Origin of the sequence: Pantoea sp. LMR881, assembly GCF_027157825.1 — a bacterium.
Classification (GTDB): Bacteria; Pseudomonadota; Gammaproteobacteria; order Enterobacterales; family Enterobacteriaceae; genus Pantoea; species Pantoea haifensis.
This window is the reverse complement of sequence record NZ_JAPVOK010000004.1, coordinates 133,004-149,630: the sequence shown is the minus strand read 5'-3', so window position 1 is coordinate 149,630 and position 16,627 is coordinate 133,004. Positions and strand designations below refer to the sequence as shown.

Sequence of the window (16,627 nt, the reverse complement as noted above, 5' to 3'; positions counted from 1 at the left end):
ACAGCCAGGCCGAGTGCATTTAATCGGTTGATTGTCTGACTATAACCATCAGTACATTAATCTCGGCCGAACGCAGTGAACCTGACTATTATTTATTGTGGTTTGCGTTAATTAACCTCTGACAGATTAACGCCGGTCGCATTTGGCAGGCACAGTGCGGCAATGATCCCAATGCAGTAAGAAGCGATTGCCAGACCGCCCATTGCATATCCTAAATGAATCTGACTTGATACGATTCCTACCAGCGCAGGCATGAGTGAGCCGAAGCCGCGTCCGAAACTGGCGCAAAATCCTGCACCACTACCGCGAATGTGGGTGGGATATAATTCAGAAAAAGCGGGGGTTAAACCTGAAGCCAAACCGCCTTGTAAGGCACCGAGGAAAAATCCCAGACCAAGCGTCATATTAAGACTGACGTCAGCAAACATATATATACTGACAACAACCATTTGGCAGAGCAAAAATAGAATAATGGTTTTCCAGCGGCCAAACTTATCGCTCAACCTGCCGTAAATAAAGGGACCCAACAGTGAACCTAAAATATTTATCGCTAAATATCCTGACATTGACATCACTGGCAATCCTAATTCCATACGTAAATAAGTTGGCAGCCAGGTGATCATGATATAAGCGCCACCAAATATTCCGCTGGCTAATAAAGTTGCGGTTACGGTAATACGCCGGTGCTTTGCCTGGAAGATCTCCGTTATCTTTTTAGGTTGTTTATTTTGCGTCGTGTTTGAAAAAACAGATGACTCCGGCACCAGGCGGCGAATGAACCATACCAGGACAGCGGGAAGAATGCCGATCAGGAAAAACAGTTTCCAGGCAATTTCCTGCGGGAAAAAATTAAGTAAAACTGGCAGCACGGCTAATGAAATAGCGTAACCCAGCGCATATCCGCTCTGAATTGATGCGCCAACACGACCACGATAGCTGGCACGGATGACTTCGCTGATTAATACACCGCCAACGACAACTTCTCCGCCATAACCAAGGCCCTGTAAAAACCGTATGATTAAGAATTGCCAGAACTCGCCGCACAGCGCGGTGAGAGCAGTAAAGCAGGCAACCCATAAAACTGTCAACTGCATAACGCGAATGCGCCCCCAGCGATCGGCCAGCATACCTGCGCTCCAGCCTCCCAGCGCACTGCCAATCAAAGAGGCCGATCCTAAAATTCCGGCTTCAGTTTTAGTCAATATTGCCAGGCTTAATAATATTGGCATGACTAATGAATAAATCGTGCTGTCCATTGAGTCGAGAGTATAACCGCCCAGGCATGCCCACCAGGTTTTCTTTTCATTTCTGGTAAGTTCACCGTACCATCCTGTTTTCATTTTCCACCTACTGTTGGCTACAAAACTAAAATTTCGCTACCCCTTCAGGTAACATTAATTATTATCGGTTAACAATATAGAGTTAGGTGGAAATAAGGATTAATAACAGCGATTTCATGGTTTTTTGTGATCGCTATCGCGGTAAAGTAGCAATATAAAAAATAGCACGCACCTCACTACTAAAGTTAAAGGGAAAAGCCAATCATTAATATTTATATAGCCATGACTTTTATTTATCAGAACTCTTTACCTCTGGGTGCACTCATTTAATTGTTATAGACAACCACTTTTACGCACTTTACTAAGTATTTTATAAAAAACGCCAAAAACTTTTAGCCGGGATTTTCACGAAAACGCAAATGAAATAAAAAATATAAAGCATTTTTTAAATTAGCGTATGTCGCCAAATAACCAGACATCTAAAATAAAAAAACGCCGCAATCGCGATGCTTTTTATTCTGACATTTATTACCGATTTATAATTACTAAATTGATAAGGCTAATAAAAAACTGATCCTGCCCAGTCATAATGCGCATTTATAGCAGGTAATGTTTTTGAGACATAAGACGCCGCTTGTTTCACATCATCTTTTTCATCCCATACCGCATATTGCGGATAAGGATAAACAGGACGCGATGCTGCGTTGGCCGGGATGGTTTCCATTTTCATATCAGGTCGTTCCATCGCTGGAGGTTTTCCTCCCTGCATCGGGCCGGCTTCAAAGGCAGCTTACTACCCGCGCCGACAGGCTGACCGAAGCTGATTTTCTGCTGCGGTAAGGCCTGCCAGTTAGTGGCAGCGTCAGGTGCCTGGCCCTTTTCAACCCAGTTCATCACGGGCGTCAGGAAATCGACCAGACTCGGACCTTCTCCATTCGAACAATGGTAAACACCGGGCAGCAAATACAGACGTTCAAAGGCCTGGCGTTGTGGCTCGCCCATCTCTTTACCCAGCGCATTATGATACGCGATTGAGTTGAGAGGAGAAATATGTGGATCGGCCCAGCCGTGCCAGATGATTAACTTGCCGCCTGCCTTAGCGAACGCGCGCAAATCAGGATTAGTAGCATCATACAGATTGTGCAGCTTGCTAAACTCATTAAAAGTTTTCTGATCAAATTTCAGTTGATTGAGAGAAAAAGAGGGTACCGGATTCTTGACAAAATTAACGTAACGCAATGAAGAAGGTGAAATCATTGAGCTCATCTATTGATCTTATTGAAAACAGCCAGGCTTGTTACAGGGTTACCCGCCTCAGAGGGTAATTTTAGTTATTTCAGGTAGCTGGCGCTTCGCTCAATGGCCTGACACCTCCAGATTATGTTTGCCTATTTTGGCGCATCAGGTTTGTCAGCAGGCAGAGCTCCCACTAATCTGCGCATTTTTGCCAATATAATTTTTTACTACTGACTTCAGCACTGACGGAATGATCCCCCCAGGATATAAAAATCGCACGCTAATAAAATATCTGACTCACTTTTTTACGTAAGCCAGAAGAGCTATTAATACAGGATGTTGAATGCAAAGGTATCCTGATATATATTTTTTCCCCGACAGGCCGTCTTTACCGTAATCGAATCTGCTATTTACTGGATGATGTAGTAAAGCGATGGAATGCTTTCAAGAAATCTGGAAAACAGACAGGCTTTTGCCTGTGAGCTGAATACCGTAACAGAAGAGTAAAGCATCATTCCAGATTTTCAGCAGTCACGATTCTGAAAGCTACATTACCCTCTTTATACTCGTCGGCTTTATAACCGCTCTCTAAGTATCGGAGCATCAAATCTGTTGCAGTGACGGCATGCTCACGGGCATTTTGATCCAGCGTAAAAGAAACCATGTCTTGTTCGAGCAATTTTCGAGTAACTGAATAAAGTTCGTGAGTTATGTAACAACAATGGCCGAGAAGTTTGTGCTTTTTTAAAACATCACTGATTTCGCTGTTACCCACGCCAGTATTGTATATGCCCGCTATTTGCTGAGAGCCAGATAAAGCCTGTTCCAGTAATCCGCGTATAGTATCCCGCTGATCCAGTCCAGCCAGTACCTCGCGTATTTGTGATTGAGGAGCGCACCGCTCAACGACATTTCGAAACCCTTCTATACGCTGGCGATGCGCACGATAATCGAAACGACCGCTGACCATGATGATATCACCCGGTCTGTTGATAGATTTACTCATCAGCAGGCCTGCTGTACGACCGGCCTGCTGCTGATTGATACCAACATGACAAAGTCTGTCCACACCGGGAATATCAGTAGCAAGGGTAATGACAGGCACGTTATTCATCTGACAATAGTGAAGCGCATCATGTATAACCGGATAATCGTGGCCGAATACTATGATGCCATCACGTAGCGATGCACTCTTAATGATGAGCTGCGCCAGTTTCTCGGGCTGAGATTCAGGCACGAGTGTTCGATGAAGTGTGAGGCGTTGATATCCGAGATGACTTGCAACATCCGCAAACTGTCTGGCCAGTTGTTTGAAAAAATAAGAATCGTTACTGCTCAGAAATAGTTCAATCTGCCACGGATGTTTTAAATCTTCAGGAAGTAAACGCTTAAGGCCAATCTGCCTGGCAACATTTAATACTTTGCGTGCCGTCTCTGGTGACACACCTCCGCGTTCATTCAGTACACGATCAACAGTAGCAATGCCAACACCGGCTTTTTTTGCCAGCATTTCAAGAGTCAGCTTTTTCACCTGGTCATCCACAACACAGCGTCATTATTTAACTTTAAAGCAGTTTACACAGAAATTATGGCGTATTCATTTAAATGATCTGAAGTTATCTTTAACGATCAGGTTTATATACTGCGCAAAGTTTACTTTCAATAAAATTAATTTTATAAAAACAATCATATATGGAAGTTCATAGTAGTCTTACCTGCGTAATCCGCTTTCCTGCCCCATCGACAACAAACGTCTTCTTTTATTAATCACGCACACTAACCACTTTCAAAAAACCACCTTTCTTTTTGATTGTTAAAATATGTCCAGATAAAAAATGTATAATTTTACTAAAGATTCATTACAGATTATGAATAACAAAAAGTAATATACATCAAAAATATTGCAAAACTCACCAAAGTCACAGCGCAAAAGTTCAAAATAACAGCGGCATTTGCTTGCTTAATAAGCATGATGGAAAAACATCAACAAAAACCTTTTAAGCCTATCGGGAATTATTTATTATCCATGCGCTGTTAAAATTTTATTAAGCACTCATTAATTATGTGAAATCCTCTGAGTTATTCTATTAAGATAATTATAAAATAATTTGCCCAAACACTTAATTTGCTACTTCTATGTGGTGCGTATATTGCTGCGCGCAATAAAAGCAAACCTTCTTGAAATTAAGTGTGGCGGGCCTGAAAAATTTCAATCTCTTGAGCAGGGAAACTATGAAACGCAGAGAATTTCTGACGTCAGTGGCTGCACTGGGCGTTGCATCAACAATACCTGTCGCAAAAGCGGAAGTTGTAAATGGTGGGCAACCCTGGGAAGCAGGAAAGATCATTACCCCGCCTTCTCCCCTAAAAAAGGTGGCTTACAGTATTTCACCCAGCACGAATTCGAGACCGTAGGCGCAATATCGGAACGCTTCATTCCGGCAGACGAGATGAGTTTCAGCGGAAAAGAGGCAGGATGCGCAGTCTTCATAGATCGTCAACTGGCTGGCGATTATGGCAACGCTGTTGCCCTTTATCGTTTAGGCCGGTTCGTAAAAGGAACCCCTGAACAAGGACCTCAGTCCCCTTAACCCCAGCCCAACGTTACCGTCAGGGATTAGCCGCGCTGGATAAAGCGACCAGTAAGCAGTTTGGTCATGTATTTATCGGCTTAACCGGTGATCAACAAGATCACGTTCTACATGCCATGGAATCCAACAATTTTGATCTAGGCTCCGATGTAGAAACAAAAGTCTTTTTTGAGCTTTTGCTGCAAAACGTACGCGAAGGTTTCCTTGCTGATCCTATTTATGGCGGGAACAAGGAGATGACCAGCTGGAAGATGATCGGTTTTCCCGGTGCGCGTTATGACTTTCGCGATCTGTTAGCAAAGAAAGGGCAGAAACTTAACATCATTCCCACCAGCCTTATTGATAACACGTTGTAATTATAACGCGTTATATTGTTGAGCAATTACGAGTTTTTTAAATGAAAAATGTCCGTCCAAAAGCTGATGTCGTCATCGTCGGCCTGGGCTGGTGTGGCTCTCTGATCGCCGAAGAGCTAACCCGTGCAGGTCTGAATGTCGTTGCCATTGAGCGCGGCCCGTGGTTTGAAACTGCTACCGATTTTCCACCTTCAATCGATACCGATGAACTGCGCTGGGATACCCGCCGCAGCATGCTATTGCCCCCTGCTGTTGAAACAACAACTTTCCGTAATAACAGCAATGAAAAAGCCCTGCCTACGCGTGACTGGAACCTGAATGAATTAGGTTATAACGTTGGCGGTTCAGGCACTCACTGGGCCGGTATGGCATGGCGCTTTACGCCATTCGACCTGCAACCTTATACGCAAACGGTTACGCGTTATGGTAAACAACAGATTGCTGATGGCCTTATCCTGCAGGACTGGGGCGTCACCTATGACGAGCTTGAACCCTTCTACGACCGGTTCGAGAAAATAGCGGGTGTGTCGGGTAAGGCCGGCAAGCTGAATGGCGAAATTATGCCAGACGGTAACCCTTTTGAAGGCAACCGCAGCAGTGAATACCCCTTCCTCCGCTGGAAGGAATGCGCTTAACTGACATTTTCCGCGATGCAGCAAAATCGTTAGGCCAGCATCCGTTTATGGTACCGGCAGGCCAGGCGTCACGCGCCTATGTCAATCCGCTGGGAGTCAGGATGGGGCCATGTACTTACTGCGGCTATTGTCTCTATTACGGCTGTGGAAACTTCTCCAAATCAAGCCCTAACGCCTGTGTCATTCCTGCCTTAATGCAACGCGAAAATTTCACCGTACTGACTGACTCGGCAGTTGTGCGTGTCAATAAGTCTGCCGATGGGAAAACGTCGACAGGCGTAACTTATATCGATCGCAATAAAAAAGAGTGGGAACAGCCAGCTGATATCGTCATTCTCTCCGCTTTCCAGATGCAAAACGTTCGCCTGCTGCTCCTGTCAAAAATTGGCAAACCTTACGATCCGGTGAGTAAAACGGGTGTTGTCGGTCGTGCTTACAGCTTTCAGACGGTTTCAGGTGCCAGTCTGTTTTTTGAAGATGAAAATCTCAATCAGTTCATCGGCGCTGGCGCGTTGTCTCAGCAGGTTGATGACTTCAATGGCGACAATTTTGATCATACCGGCCTTGGATTTATCGGCGGAGCCGGCATACTCGTCGTTGCGCGTGGTGCCCGCCCTATTGGTAATGCTGACGCACTGCCTCCGGGTACGCCTCGCTGGGGTAAAGAGTGGAAAAAAGCTTACACACATGCCTTCCAGAACGGCACCTTCATTTTTGGCCAGGGAACCAGCTTTTCTCACGAAGATTATTATTTAGATCTTGATCCTGAATATGTGGATGACAACGGTAATCCCCTGCTGCGTGTAACCTTCGATTACAACGAAAATGACCGCCGCTCAGCAAAATTTATTGAGCAGAAAAGCGTTGAGCTGGGTAAAGCAATGGGCGCAAAAATTGTCATTGGCACTAACTCAGCGTCGGAAAAATACTCTCCCTACAATTTCGCCAGTGATCACACCATTGGCGGTGCGGTTATGGGAACAGATCCAAAAACCAGCGTACTGAACCGCTACCAGCAGAGCTGGGATATGCATAACCTGTTTGTGTTGGGCGCATCATCTTTCCCAAACAATGCCGGTTATAACCCAACCGGGACTATTGGAGCACTCAGCCTGTGGACAGCAAAGGCAATCCTTGAACAGTACGTTAAAAACCCTGGCCCGCTGGTGAAGGTGTGAGATGAAAAAAACAACAATTGCAGGAGGCATAACCTTCATCGCTGCAGCTGTAGCGGCAGGCATGCTGTGGCAAAACGGTGATACTTCTTCAGATAATGTTGCAAATACCAGCATACTGACCAGCCAGCCTCTAACCCAGGCAGATGCTGATGCCGTCGCACGCGGCAAATATATCGCCATAGCGGGCGACTGTGTGGCTTGCCATACCTCTCCTGGAAGCAAAGAGGCATTTTCTGGGGGTTACTCTATCAGCACACCTTTCGGCGGTATTTTTGCGAGTAACATTACCCCTGATACCGAAACGGGTATTGGTAGCTGGACTGAGCGTGATTTTTATCGTGCCGTGCGCCACGGAAAGGGTAAAGAGGGAGAAAACCTCTATCCGGCTATGCCTTATAATGCTTACGTAAAAGTGAGCGATAAAGATATGCACGATTTGTGGATGTATATGCGATCGGTTAAACCTGTCCATAACAACGTCCCGGAAACAAACCTCGGTTTTCCCTATAACATTCGTCTGGCTATGATGAGCTGGAACCTTTTATTTTTTAAAAATAAAGGGTTTGAAACCAATCCAGACAAATCAGCAGAGTGGAACCGCGGAGCATACCTTGTTGAAGGTCTGGAGCACTGTAGTGCCTGCCACACCGCTAAAAACCCTCTCGGTGGCGATCGTGATGCCTACTTGCAGGGAAGTAACCTTGCAGAATGGCATGCTCCCGACATCACACCCAATACCTATACCGGCATTGGGACGTGGAATAATGATCAGATCGTCGATTACCTGAAACTCGGCAGTAATCACGTTGCCGTAGCATCCGGGCCGATGGCAGAGGCGGTAACCAACTCGACTCAGTATCTTACTGACGGCGATCTGCATGCGATTGCAGTATATCTTAAATCGCTACCGGCTTCGGAGCTCAAGAAACCTGCGCCGGTCAGCCTCGATACTGCACAAATGAAAACGGGTGAAAACGTCTACTCAGCCAACTGTGCTGCCTGTCATAACAGTGATGGTAAAGGGATACCAAACCTGGCGGCCAGCCTTGCAAACAATCCTGCCTTAATGGCTGAAGACGCGTCCTCGATCATCACAACGGTATTGCAGGGCGGTCGCGGCGCAGTGACTAGAGGCAATCCAACAAGTGGGGCCATGCCAAGCTTCGCGTGGAAGCTGTCTGACGATCAGATAGCAGCTGTCTCAACGTATATACGCAACAGTTGGGGCAATGCAGCATCTGCAGTACCTCCACTAAATGTTAAAGAAGAGCGCGAATTGCTGAAACTTCCGTCACAAATGCCTGAGAAATAGAGGGTTAAAGTTCCATGCTTGCCTGATTATTTACTTCGAAACTGGCATAAAATGCCGACCTTATAACAGGGTCGGCGTTTTTTTAATTTCATAAGTTGTGAGGGCGGTCTTAAGCCATCATCATTTCGCTAGCGCATCTACATTATTTTTGGCAGGAACTTACTAAACCCGGTCTGGCAACAGTGGTGTTAAACGCAATGTCTTTAGGGTAATAAACCCATATGCCTCTTCCTCGACAACGGGCGAAACGTGACAATCATCACGTTTGTGCCAGGCTTATAACCTGATCAATCGATCAACATGGATAAGCAAGCTCAGGAGAAAAAATGACTATTCGCGGTATTGAACATATTGGCATCACTGTTTCTGATTTAACTCAGGCCGAGCAGTTTTTTATCGAGGCTCTCGACGCTTCGGTCCTGTATCGCATTGTACCGCCTGATAATCCTAACCAAAAAGTTGAAGGCGAAGAGATGCAACCACTAAACGGTTTTCCCTCAGAAATGAAGGTTACTGGTTTAGCCATGCTGAGGGTGGGAAACGGGTGCAACGTGGAATTGTTTCAAACTCAACCCACGACCTGTGACGTACAGGCTCATCCAGGCCAGCCGGGTATCAACCATTTTTCACTGTATGTTGAAGATATACATCAGGCTGCTGAAAAAATGCGCGCCAGTGGTGCCCGGATGTTTGAAGGACCCTCCGATTGTTTCGCACAGGAGAAAGGCAAAGGGAATCAGACGTGGTTTGGCATGACTCCGTTTGGCGTATTGATCGAACTGATTACCCTTCCGTCAGCTATACATTATGACAAAGATGTGACTCAGCTCCGCTGGATCCCTGAATCCTGATACAACTGGTCTGAGCAATGGCATTAATCATGCAACGAAGAATATTAATTACTGGCAGCCTTGCGACGTTATGTTTATCGCGCCCAGCCCTGGCTTTGGCTGAAACAGCCTTAAACTTCACTTTGCAAGGTGCCTTAATATCCGTATGGTTAATCAACTTCGTGTCGGTTAAATGAAATGGCGAATTGTTTATCAATTTCCCGAATTTAAAAGGAGACTTAAATTTGCCAGTACTGATATGTGTCAATAGTAATAGACTCATAAGGCTTGCAATATAATAGTGTTTTTATAATTATTCTTTTTAAATAACAAAACTGTATTTTTATTTCAACGTATCCAGATATTCTTTGATGAAAACCAACCCGAAACAGGTTGGCGCAAGAATTCAATACACCTAAAAATCTTACTGTTCTGTTAGCATTTAGATTTATTCAAATATTCAGTAACAGCTCGCCCTGACGAAGCCACTGCTCCTGCCAAAAATCCGGGTTCTGTTTGGCTAAATTCACTACCCGCCAGCGAAATATAATGACGCCACTCACTGTTAAACCATTCATCGTTACCCGCTTCAATTGGTCCGCTACCCAGTTCATCATCAGCCGTTGAGGTGAAAAGATCTTCTGCCCAGTCCTTTATAAAAACTTGTAAAGGAGTAGAAGCTTCTTCGCCAAACAGGCGTTTTAACTGTTCTGTTGCAGCAGTCATAATCGTCTTTTGCCCCACTTTTTTTCGCTGTGCGGCTGGCATTCCAATAAATCCCAATAGGGCGGCATTACCCGAAGAAGTCGTGGCATCGTGAATCTCAATAAGCGGTCCGGCCATACTCTGTGCCGAGCCAGAGAGGCCTGCTTCACGCCAAAATGGGCGCTCATAAACGGCAAAAAATTTTGCGTGTGGTGCCATCCAGGTAGGCGTGTTTTTCCAGCGACGCAGGGTTTCAGTATCGGGATCCGGAGAAAATTTTACATTAGATTCAATTAGCCTTGGCGGCATTGCAAGGATCAGATGTGATGAGGCGACCTGGAGTTCTGAGTCGTCTTTACCCACTAAGGTGGAGATAACACGCTGACCTTCTAATTCAACACGAACAAGCCGGGTATCACACTGAAGACTGTCAGCAGATAATTGAGACGCGAGCGCAGAAATCAAAGTAGCGTTTCCGCCAACCAGTCGCAAAGCTTCCGGTTCAGGCTGAGCATTAGCAACCGTAAAGCGACGTGGTAATTCCCGTGACATCCTGTGGAAAATGACGTCGCCTTGACTATATTGCGGAAATGAAGCCAGATTAAGCTCGGCAACCAGGTCACGCATGGATGAATGAGTACGAGGCCAAAACCATGAAGCCCCCAAATCGAAACCTTCTTTCGAAGGCTCACCTTTAGCGTTTGCTGTCAGAATCCTTCCCCCAACCGGTCACGGGCTTCAAAAAGTTTAAATTGAATGCCGGAACGGTTAAGCAGCCGCGCTGCATTAAGGCCTGCAAGGCCGCCACCGACAATGATGACCGGGAAATATTCCATTTTTTTCTCCACTCAATTAGAAGCGTGACGAATTTACACGTTTGAAAATTAAAACTATGCGAACAATGACAATAATTTTTGTACAAGGCAAAGTATTCTGCTGTACGCACAGCCCTTAAATATTGCTTTTGATGCCAACTAAATGCAATAATAATTTATGATTTTGCATTTATTTTTACCTCATTGAGTGTGCAAATGAAAATAAGCGCCCTGACAGAAAGGCTTTCACAAAAAATAGTAGGCTTGATTGATACTGGTAATATTGCTCCGGGTACACATCTCAGCGTCCCAAAGCTGGCAGAAAGCTTTGATGTATCACGTTCGCCTGTACGTGAAGCACTCCTTTATCTTGAGCAAAAAGGAATTTTGCAACAGAAACTCAACCGTGGTTTTTTCGTTAAAGAAGATTATGCTCCCCAGCAATCTGTAGAGCCCTCGACTATTGAAAGCACTGATCTACCAGAATATTATCAACTGGCAGAAGACTGGCTACAGGATAAAATTGAAGCTGAAGTTACTGAGTTGTTTCTGATGAAGCGATACAGCATGACCAAAAGTCAGCTTTCTACGGTACTGGCGCGAGGGATTAGCGAAGGCTGGGTAGAGCGTAAGCAGGGTTATGGCTGGCGCTTTTTGCCTGTGGCAAAAACCAAAGCAGCAGCTTGAGCATATTTTCAGTTTCCGTATGGTCATCGAACCAATGGCCATTCTTGAGCCCACTTTTAACGCTCCTCAGGAAAAAATCAACGAAATCTGGCGCGAACTGGACATGCTGCTTGAATCGGGCATTGAACGCCTTTCACCCACGCAGTTGCAACTGGCAGGATATCGCTTTCATGAAACGGTGATCGGGTTCTCTAATAATCCGTTTTTTGAAATATCTTTGCGTAACGTCAACCGTATGCGTCGCCTGATGGACTATAGAATTATGGATGACCGCAGCCGCTATTATGCTGAAGTGAAAGACCATATGCGTATTCTGTCATTGATTGAATCAGGTCAGCGAATTGAGGCGTCATACATGATGAAACAGCATTTAGCCGTGGCGCTGGAAAATAAAAAAATGCGCCGTATCAGCGCAGAAGTTTAAATGTAATCTTAAGAAAAAAGGCTCACACAGTGAGCCTTTTTTATATTCAGCCTGCGACGGAATAAACAGGATACAGGCCCAGCAATAATCCTGAAGCCAGGAAAACCATGCACAGCAGGAATGCCCACTTGAACGTATATTTCTGATGATCGCTAAACTCCACGCCAGCCAGACCCACCAGCAGATAAGTCGACGCCACCAGCGGACTGAGCAGGTGCACTGGCTGCCCTACCAGCGATGCACGTCCAATCTCAACCGGATCGATGCCGTAGACTTTAGCGGCTTCCGCCAGCACTGGCAGAACACCGTAATAAAAAGCATCGTTTGACATAAAGAAAGTGCCGGGCAGGCTGATAAGGGCGGTTATCGGTGCCAGATACGGCCCCCACGTTTCCGGCAGAACATCAAGCAGTGAGGTGGACATTGCCGTTACCATACCAGTACCGGACAGAATACCGGCAAAAATGCCTGCAGCGAGAAAAATTGACGTCTGGTTTAGTGCGGCCGGAGCATGTGCGGCGATGCGCTGACGTTGTGCATCCAGATGTGGGTAGTTAATCAGCAGTGCAATAGCGAAAGCGACCATAAACAGCACAGAAAGTGGCAGCAGCTCCATTACCAGTGATGCCATCAAAACAATTGTCAGGGCAGCATTCAGCCAGAACAGTTTTGGCCGGCGCAGCTCTTCATTAACCTCATTGATTGCTGGCAAATAGCTCTCAGCATCCTCTTCGATCACCGCCCCATTGCCGTTAGTTTGAATGCTGAGTTTACCTAAGCGGCGCCGCTCGCGGATCCCGATGTACCAGGAAAGCACAAGTACTCCAACAAGACCACATACCATGGACGGAATCAGCGGAATAAACAGATCGCTCGATTCTACTTTCAAGGAGGCTGATACCCGAGCCAGCGGTCCGCCCCAGGGCAGCAGATTGGTGACACTGGCGGAAAGAAAAACCACACACGTCAGGGCTAACGGATCGAGACGAATACGCTTAAACAGCGGCAGCATCGCGGTAACACAGATCATGTATGTTGTAGAGCCGTCACCATCCAGCGACACCATCGCGGCCAGCAGCGCCGTGCACATAACAGCTTTAACCGGATCGCCATTAATTATGCGCAGAAAAAAGCGAATAATTGGATCAAACAAGCCAGTATCAAACATGGTACTGAAATAAAGAATCGCAAATATCACCATAATAGCCGTGGGTGCGACTTTTTTAAGGCCATCTATCATCATGTCGCCCATTTCACCGCCGAAACCTGCGATGATGGCAAACATAATCGGAATAATTGTTAATGCGACCAGTGCGGAAAGTTTTTTCGTCATAATTAAGATCATAAAGACCACAATCATGCCGTAACCCAAAAAAGAGAGCATAAAGCCTCCTACGCATATATTGCTATATGCGTAATTAAAGTTGTCGTCGTTTTTAAAAAGCGTTATGACGTTGTTATTAACTCATATGCATGCCGCCATTAACGGAAAAATTAGCCCCGGTCGCGTAACCCGCTTCATCCGAAGCCAGCCATGCGCAAATTGACGCAATTTCTTTTGGTGAGCCCAGGCGACGCACGGGAATTTCCTGTACGATTTTGTCGATAACCTGCACGGGAGTAACGGTCTTTAGTTTGCTGGTAGCAAGATAACCCGGTGATACCGTATTAACGGTGACGCCACGCGCTGAGACTTCACGCGCCAGGGCGCGGGTAAAACCCCGTACAGCATATTTTGCGGTTGAGTAGTTAACCTGGCCAATTGTCCCAACCTGCGCATTGAGAGAAGAAATATTAATAATGCGTCCCCAGCCACGCGCCATCATGCCATCAACAACCTGGCGCGTGACGTTAAACAGCGAGTTCATATTAATATCGATAACGGCTTTCCATTCTGTCGGCTGCATATCACGGAATAAAACATTACGCGCCGTGCCGGCGTTATTAATAAGGACGTCAATATTACCGACTTCTGCGCGAATTTTTTCAAAGGCTTTAACTGTTGAATCCCAGTCTGCAACATTGCCTTCAGAGGCGATGAAATCGAAGCCCAGCTTTTTATTATCCTCAAGCCAGCTTTGCTTTCTTTTCGAATTGGGGCCGCAACCGGCGATGACCTTAAAACCATCTTCAGCCAGGCGACGACAAATAGCCGTTCCGAGGCTCCCCATTCCGGATGTGACATAAGCGATACGTTGGGTCATACCCTTCTCCCAGATGCATATTTTTAATGGCGTTTACTTCCTGTTAACAGTAAGCGACGCGCCATGATTTTCTGCAACGTAGCATTGTTGAAAATGTGAGCGAGATCGTTCCTTTTATGCATTTGGGTGCAATTAAATGCAATATTTGTAAAGAAGACTTTTTGTTCCATTAAGGATGCAATATTTTTATAAGGCTTATAAGTACTACAGAATGGCGGCGAGACATCTATCGAGCTTTTTTTGAGGGCAAAATCACACTAATTTAATTGCACTTATAATAATATAAATGCAAAAAAGGAAGGTATTATGACGACTTACGCCTATGTGGGTTGCCGCACGTCCGTCTGGCGGGGTGCGCGTGGTAAAGGAATAGAAGTTTTCTGCATTGATAAATCAGGCACATGGCAATTCCTGCAACGCGTTAAGTCTGTTCAGGATAATCCATCATGGCTGACGCCAGACCCTGTTCGTAACCTGATGTATGTGCTCCATGGTGATGGTGACAGAGTGGCAGTGTTCGCACGAGATACTACTACTGGCCTGCTTACGCTATTAAACGATCAGACGACCGGACCGCATCATCTCCACCCGGATTTAGATCCAAAGCGTCGCAATAATCCGGTAAGCAGCGCCCTTACCCCGGATGGCAGTGCATTACTGATTGCGAACCACGAAAGTGGAAATATAGCAACACTGCCCATTCACCAGAATGCTCTTCTGGCTCCCTCTCATCTGGCAGAGATTCGCGGACATGTTACGGAACCCGAACAAATTCCTTCCCTGTCGCGACCCCACGAAATTGTCTTTGCACCTGAAAGTCCTTTTTTGCCGTTCCCACACAAGGCCGCACAGCGGGTAATGGCATTGATATGGTTCGCCTGTACCAGTGGAAACACGCCCAGGCAATCCTGACCGATACGGTGCAGCTTCCGGCAGGAAGCTGGCCACGTCATGCTGACTTTCACCCCAGCGGCAAATGGCTCTATGGCATCAGCGAACTCAGCAGCACAGTTACCGTTTTGGAGGTCGACCTTATACAAGGCAAACTAAAACTCATACAAACCTTGAGTGCCTTACCGGAAAATTATTCTCTGCGCAGTGATGCAAGTGAAATCGAAGTCCATCCTTCAGGCCGATTCCTCTATGTATCAAATCGTGGTCATGACAGTATCGCGGTTTTTGCTATAGATGCGCAAAATGGCTTGCTCACACTAATCGGCTGGATCGCTTGCGGAGGTAAAACGCCACGTTTCACCACGCTTTCACCAGACGGCACGCAGTTTTTCAGTGCTAATGAGGACTCAGATACCATTCAGGTTTTCGACGTTCATCCTGACACCGGTATGCTGATCAAAACGGATACGGTTATCGAAACCGCCAGCCCGACCTGTATCTGTTTTGCCTGATTATTTGCCTTCAGGCGAGCCCGTAAGCGTCGCGGACTCATCCGCTTCATTCGTCTCTTCTGCGCCTGCTTTAACAGCAGGAATGAGGCTTTTAATCAAGGTTTTGACCGACGGCGAAGCGTGAGAAAAGTTTTTAACGCCTATCAGTAAATCGCGTTTTGCCCAGGGTTCTGCAAGCGGAATGCTTCTTAGACCGCGATGCAGCGACGAAGGGGCAATTTCATTCACAGGCAGCACGGCAATGCCAGGCTGGTGGCTAACCAATTCTGCCATTGAGACAAAACTGCTGACGCGAAGAGCCATCGTCAAAACTTTGCCCAGCTTGCGCGCTTCCCGCTCAAGGATATGGCTCACCGCGCTGTCACGATGCGGCCCGATAATTTTTTCGTCGATAATGTCAGTCAGTTGCAGCGAAGCCCGTTCTGCCAACCGGTGTTCCGGCCAGACCAGAACCGCGAGTTGATCCTGCTGCCAGGGCCAGGCTTCAATGCCTGCGGCAGCGGTCCAGCTTGAAAAAATCCCTACATCCGCGCTCCCCTCAATCAGCCCCTGCACCACGCCTATTCCGGTATGTTCTTCTATATCAATGTCGGTCTGGGGATAATGATTAAGAAACTGCCCTACCGCGCGAGGCAGATAATGCATCAGGGCCGCGGAAATGGTGTAAATTCGGATATGCCCGCGTATGCCCGCCGCGTAATCACTCAGCTCTTCTTCCATCTGCTCCAGGTTACGAAACACCTGCCGGGCGTGGTACAACAGCGAATGCCCGGCAGGGGTCAGCTCAACGCCCCGGGGCAAACGCAGCATAAGCTGTGTTCCTGCCTGTTGCTCCAGTTCGGCAATACGTTTGCTTACCGCCGAAACGGCAGTATGTTTGCGGTGTGCTGCGCGGGTTAGGTTTTGCTCCTCCGCTACCGCCACAAAAATAGATAACGAGACAAGATCGTAACGCATGGCTCTGTCCA

14 protein-coding genes and 3 pseudogenes are annotated in these 16,627 nt (G+C 46.5%); 8 read left to right on the top strand and 9 right to left on the bottom strand.

Annotated features, from left to right (window positions below; translation table 11 throughout):
* Nucleotides 1-107 precede the first annotated feature (107 nt).
* From O3W44_RS21310 to O3W44_RS21295, 4 genes are all read right to left on the bottom strand, one after another.
* The gene (locus O3W44_RS21310) at nt 108-1,340 is read right to left on the bottom strand and encodes an MFS transporter (RefSeq protein WP_269294739.1); all 1,233 of its coding nucleotides are present in this window, start codon (nt 1,338-1,340) and stop codon (nt 108-110) included.
* Between the two features lie 499 nt (nt 1,341-1,839).
* A complete protein-coding gene (locus O3W44_RS21305; protein ID WP_269294738.1) occupies nt 1,840-2,010 on the bottom strand; it encodes a hypothetical protein in 171 nt (56 codons plus the stop codon).
* Complete coding sequence (locus tag O3W44_RS21300; RefSeq protein ID WP_269294737.1) at nt 2,007-2,537, bottom strand: tannase/feruloyl esterase family alpha/beta hydrolase; 531 nt, start codon at nt 2,535-2,537, stop codon at nt 2,007-2,009. The genes O3W44_RS21305 and O3W44_RS21300 overlap by 4 nt, the downstream gene beginning before the upstream one ends.
* A gap of 490 nt (nt 2,538-3,027) precedes the next feature.
* Nucleotides 3,028-4,047 (bottom strand): LacI family DNA-binding transcriptional regulator, encoded by a 1,020-nt coding sequence (locus O3W44_RS21295; protein ID WP_269294736.1) that lies wholly within the window; start codon nt 4,045-4,047, stop codon nt 3,028-3,030.
* A 701-nt stretch (nt 4,048-4,748) separates the two neighbouring features.
* Between O3W44_RS21295 and O3W44_RS21290 the strand changes: the two are divergent.
* From O3W44_RS21290 to O3W44_RS21275, 4 genes and pseudogenes are all read left to right on the top strand, one after another.
* Nucleotides 4,749-5,463 (top strand): annotated as a pseudogene (locus tag O3W44_RS21290) (gluconate 2-dehydrogenase subunit 3 family protein).
* A 41-nt stretch (nt 5,464-5,504) separates the two neighbouring features.
* Nucleotides 5,505-7,276, top strand: a pseudogene (locus O3W44_RS21285) (GMC family oxidoreductase).
* A gap of 1 nt (nt 7,277) precedes the next feature.
* On the top strand, nt 7,278-8,588 hold the full coding sequence (locus O3W44_RS21280; RefSeq protein WP_269294735.1) for a c-type cytochrome: 1,311 nt from the start codon (nt 7,278-7,280) through the stop codon (nt 8,586-8,588).
* A gap of 326 nt (nt 8,589-8,914) precedes the next feature.
* On the top strand, nt 8,915-9,439 hold the full coding sequence (locus O3W44_RS21275; RefSeq protein WP_269294734.1) for a VOC family protein: 525 nt from the start codon (nt 8,915-8,917) through the stop codon (nt 9,437-9,439).
* Nucleotides 9,440-9,853: 414 nt separating this feature from the next.
* Here the strand turns inward: O3W44_RS21275 and O3W44_RS21270 are convergent, their stop codons facing one another.
* Both O3W44_RS21270 and O3W44_RS24725 read right to left on the bottom strand, forming a co-directional pair.
* A complete protein-coding gene (locus tag O3W44_RS21270) occupies nt 9,854-10,675 on the bottom strand; it encodes a flavin monoamine oxidase family protein (RefSeq protein ID WP_331283455.1) in 822 nt (273 codons plus the stop codon).
* 30 nt (nt 10,676-10,705) lie between these two features.
* Nucleotides 10,706-10,959, bottom strand: a pseudogene (locus O3W44_RS24725) (NAD(P)-binding protein); the annotation flags it as partial.
* Nucleotides 10,960-11,154: 195 nt separating this feature from the next.
* On the opposite strand from O3W44_RS24725, the gene O3W44_RS21260 reads away from it, so the two are divergent.
* Together O3W44_RS21260 and O3W44_RS21255 are read left to right on the top strand one after the other, a co-directional pair.
* Nucleotides 11,155-11,625 carry a GntR family transcriptional regulator gene (locus tag O3W44_RS21260; RefSeq protein ID WP_269294731.1) on the top strand — a complete coding sequence of 157 codons (471 nt, stop codon included), beginning with the start codon at nt 11,155-11,157 and terminating at the stop codon, nt 11,623-11,625.
* Nucleotides 11,579-12,049, top strand: a complete 471-nt coding sequence (locus O3W44_RS21255) for an FCD domain-containing protein (protein WP_269294730.1) — start codon at nt 11,579-11,581, stop codon at nt 12,047-12,049. The genes O3W44_RS21260 and O3W44_RS21255 overlap by 47 nt, the downstream gene beginning before the upstream one ends.
* 46 nt (nt 12,050-12,095) lie before the next feature.
* Here O3W44_RS21255 and O3W44_RS21250 read toward each other — a convergent pair whose 3' ends face one another.
* Entirely contained in the window at nt 12,096-13,433 is a 1,338-nt protein-coding gene (locus tag O3W44_RS21250) for a CitMHS family transporter (protein WP_269294729.1), read from the bottom strand.
* Nucleotides 13,434-13,509: 76 nt separating this feature from the next.
* Nucleotides 13,510-14,253 carry an acetoacetyl-CoA reductase gene (gene phbB / locus O3W44_RS21245; protein ID WP_269294728.1) on the bottom strand — a complete coding sequence of 248 codons (744 nt, stop codon included), beginning with the start codon at nt 14,251-14,253 and terminating at the stop codon, nt 13,510-13,512.
* Nucleotides 14,254-14,559: 306 nt separating this feature from the next.
* On the opposite strand from phbB, the gene O3W44_RS21240 reads away from it, so the two are divergent.
* Complete coding sequence (locus O3W44_RS21240) at nt 14,560-15,165, top strand: lactonase family protein (RefSeq protein WP_269294727.1); 606 nt, start codon at nt 14,560-14,562, stop codon at nt 15,163-15,165.
* Entirely contained in the window at nt 15,123-15,659 is a 537-nt protein-coding gene (locus O3W44_RS21235; protein WP_269294726.1) for a lactonase family protein, read from the top strand. The genes O3W44_RS21240 and O3W44_RS21235 overlap by 43 nt, the downstream gene beginning before the upstream one ends.
* Here O3W44_RS21235 and O3W44_RS21230 read toward each other — a convergent pair whose 3' ends face one another.
* Nucleotides 15,660-16,616: a LysR family transcriptional regulator gene (locus O3W44_RS21230; protein WP_269294725.1), complete on the bottom strand. Its 957-nt coding sequence runs from the start codon at nt 16,614-16,616 to the stop codon at nt 15,660-15,662.
* Nucleotides 16,617-16,627: the final 11 nt, after the last annotated feature.

Bases quoted from the DNA above. Each gene is read 5' to 3' on its own strand.
- O3W44_RS21235 (WP_269294726.1), top strand. From the start codon at position 15,123: ATGGTTCGCCTGTACCAGTGGAAACACGCCCAGGCAATCCTGACCGAT.
- O3W44_RS21255 (WP_269294730.1), top strand. From the start codon at position 11,579: ATGGCTGGCGCTTTTTGCCTGTGGCAAAAACCAAAGCAGCAGCTTGAG.
- O3W44_RS21250 (WP_269294729.1), bottom strand. From the start codon at position 13,433: ATGCTCTCTTTTTTGGGTTACGGCATGATTGTGGTCTTTATGATCTTA.
- phbB (WP_269294728.1), bottom strand. From the start codon at position 14,253: ATGACCCAACGTATCGCTTATGTCACATCCGGAATGGGGAGCCTCGGA.
- O3W44_RS21270 (WP_331283455.1), bottom strand. From the start codon at position 10,675: ATGTCACGGGAATTACCACGTCGCTTTACGGTTGCTAATGCTCAGCCT.
- O3W44_RS21240 (WP_269294727.1), top strand. From the start codon at position 14,560: ATGACGACTTACGCCTATGTGGGTTGCCGCACGTCCGTCTGGCGGGGT.
- O3W44_RS21280 (WP_269294735.1), top strand. From the start codon at position 7,278: ATGAAAAAAACAACAATTGCAGGAGGCATAACCTTCATCGCTGCAGCT.
- O3W44_RS21305 (WP_269294738.1), bottom strand. From the start codon at position 2,010: ATGAAAATGGAAACCATCCCGGCCAACGCAGCATCGCGTCCTGTTTAT.
- O3W44_RS21230 (WP_269294725.1), bottom strand. From the start codon at position 16,616: ATGCGTTACGATCTTGTCTCGTTATCTATTTTTGTGGCGGTAGCGGAG.
- O3W44_RS21260 (WP_269294731.1), top strand. From the start codon at position 11,155: ATGAAAATAAGCGCCCTGACAGAAAGGCTTTCACAAAAAATAGTAGGC.
- O3W44_RS21300 (WP_269294737.1), bottom strand. From the start codon at position 2,537: ATGATTTCACCTTCTTCATTGCGTTACGTTAATTTTGTCAAGAATCCG.
- O3W44_RS21310 (WP_269294739.1), bottom strand. From the start codon at position 1,340: ATGAAAACAGGATGGTACGGTGAACTTACCAGAAATGAAAAGAAAACC.
- O3W44_RS21275 (WP_269294734.1), top strand. From the start codon at position 8,915: ATGACTATTCGCGGTATTGAACATATTGGCATCACTGTTTCTGATTTA.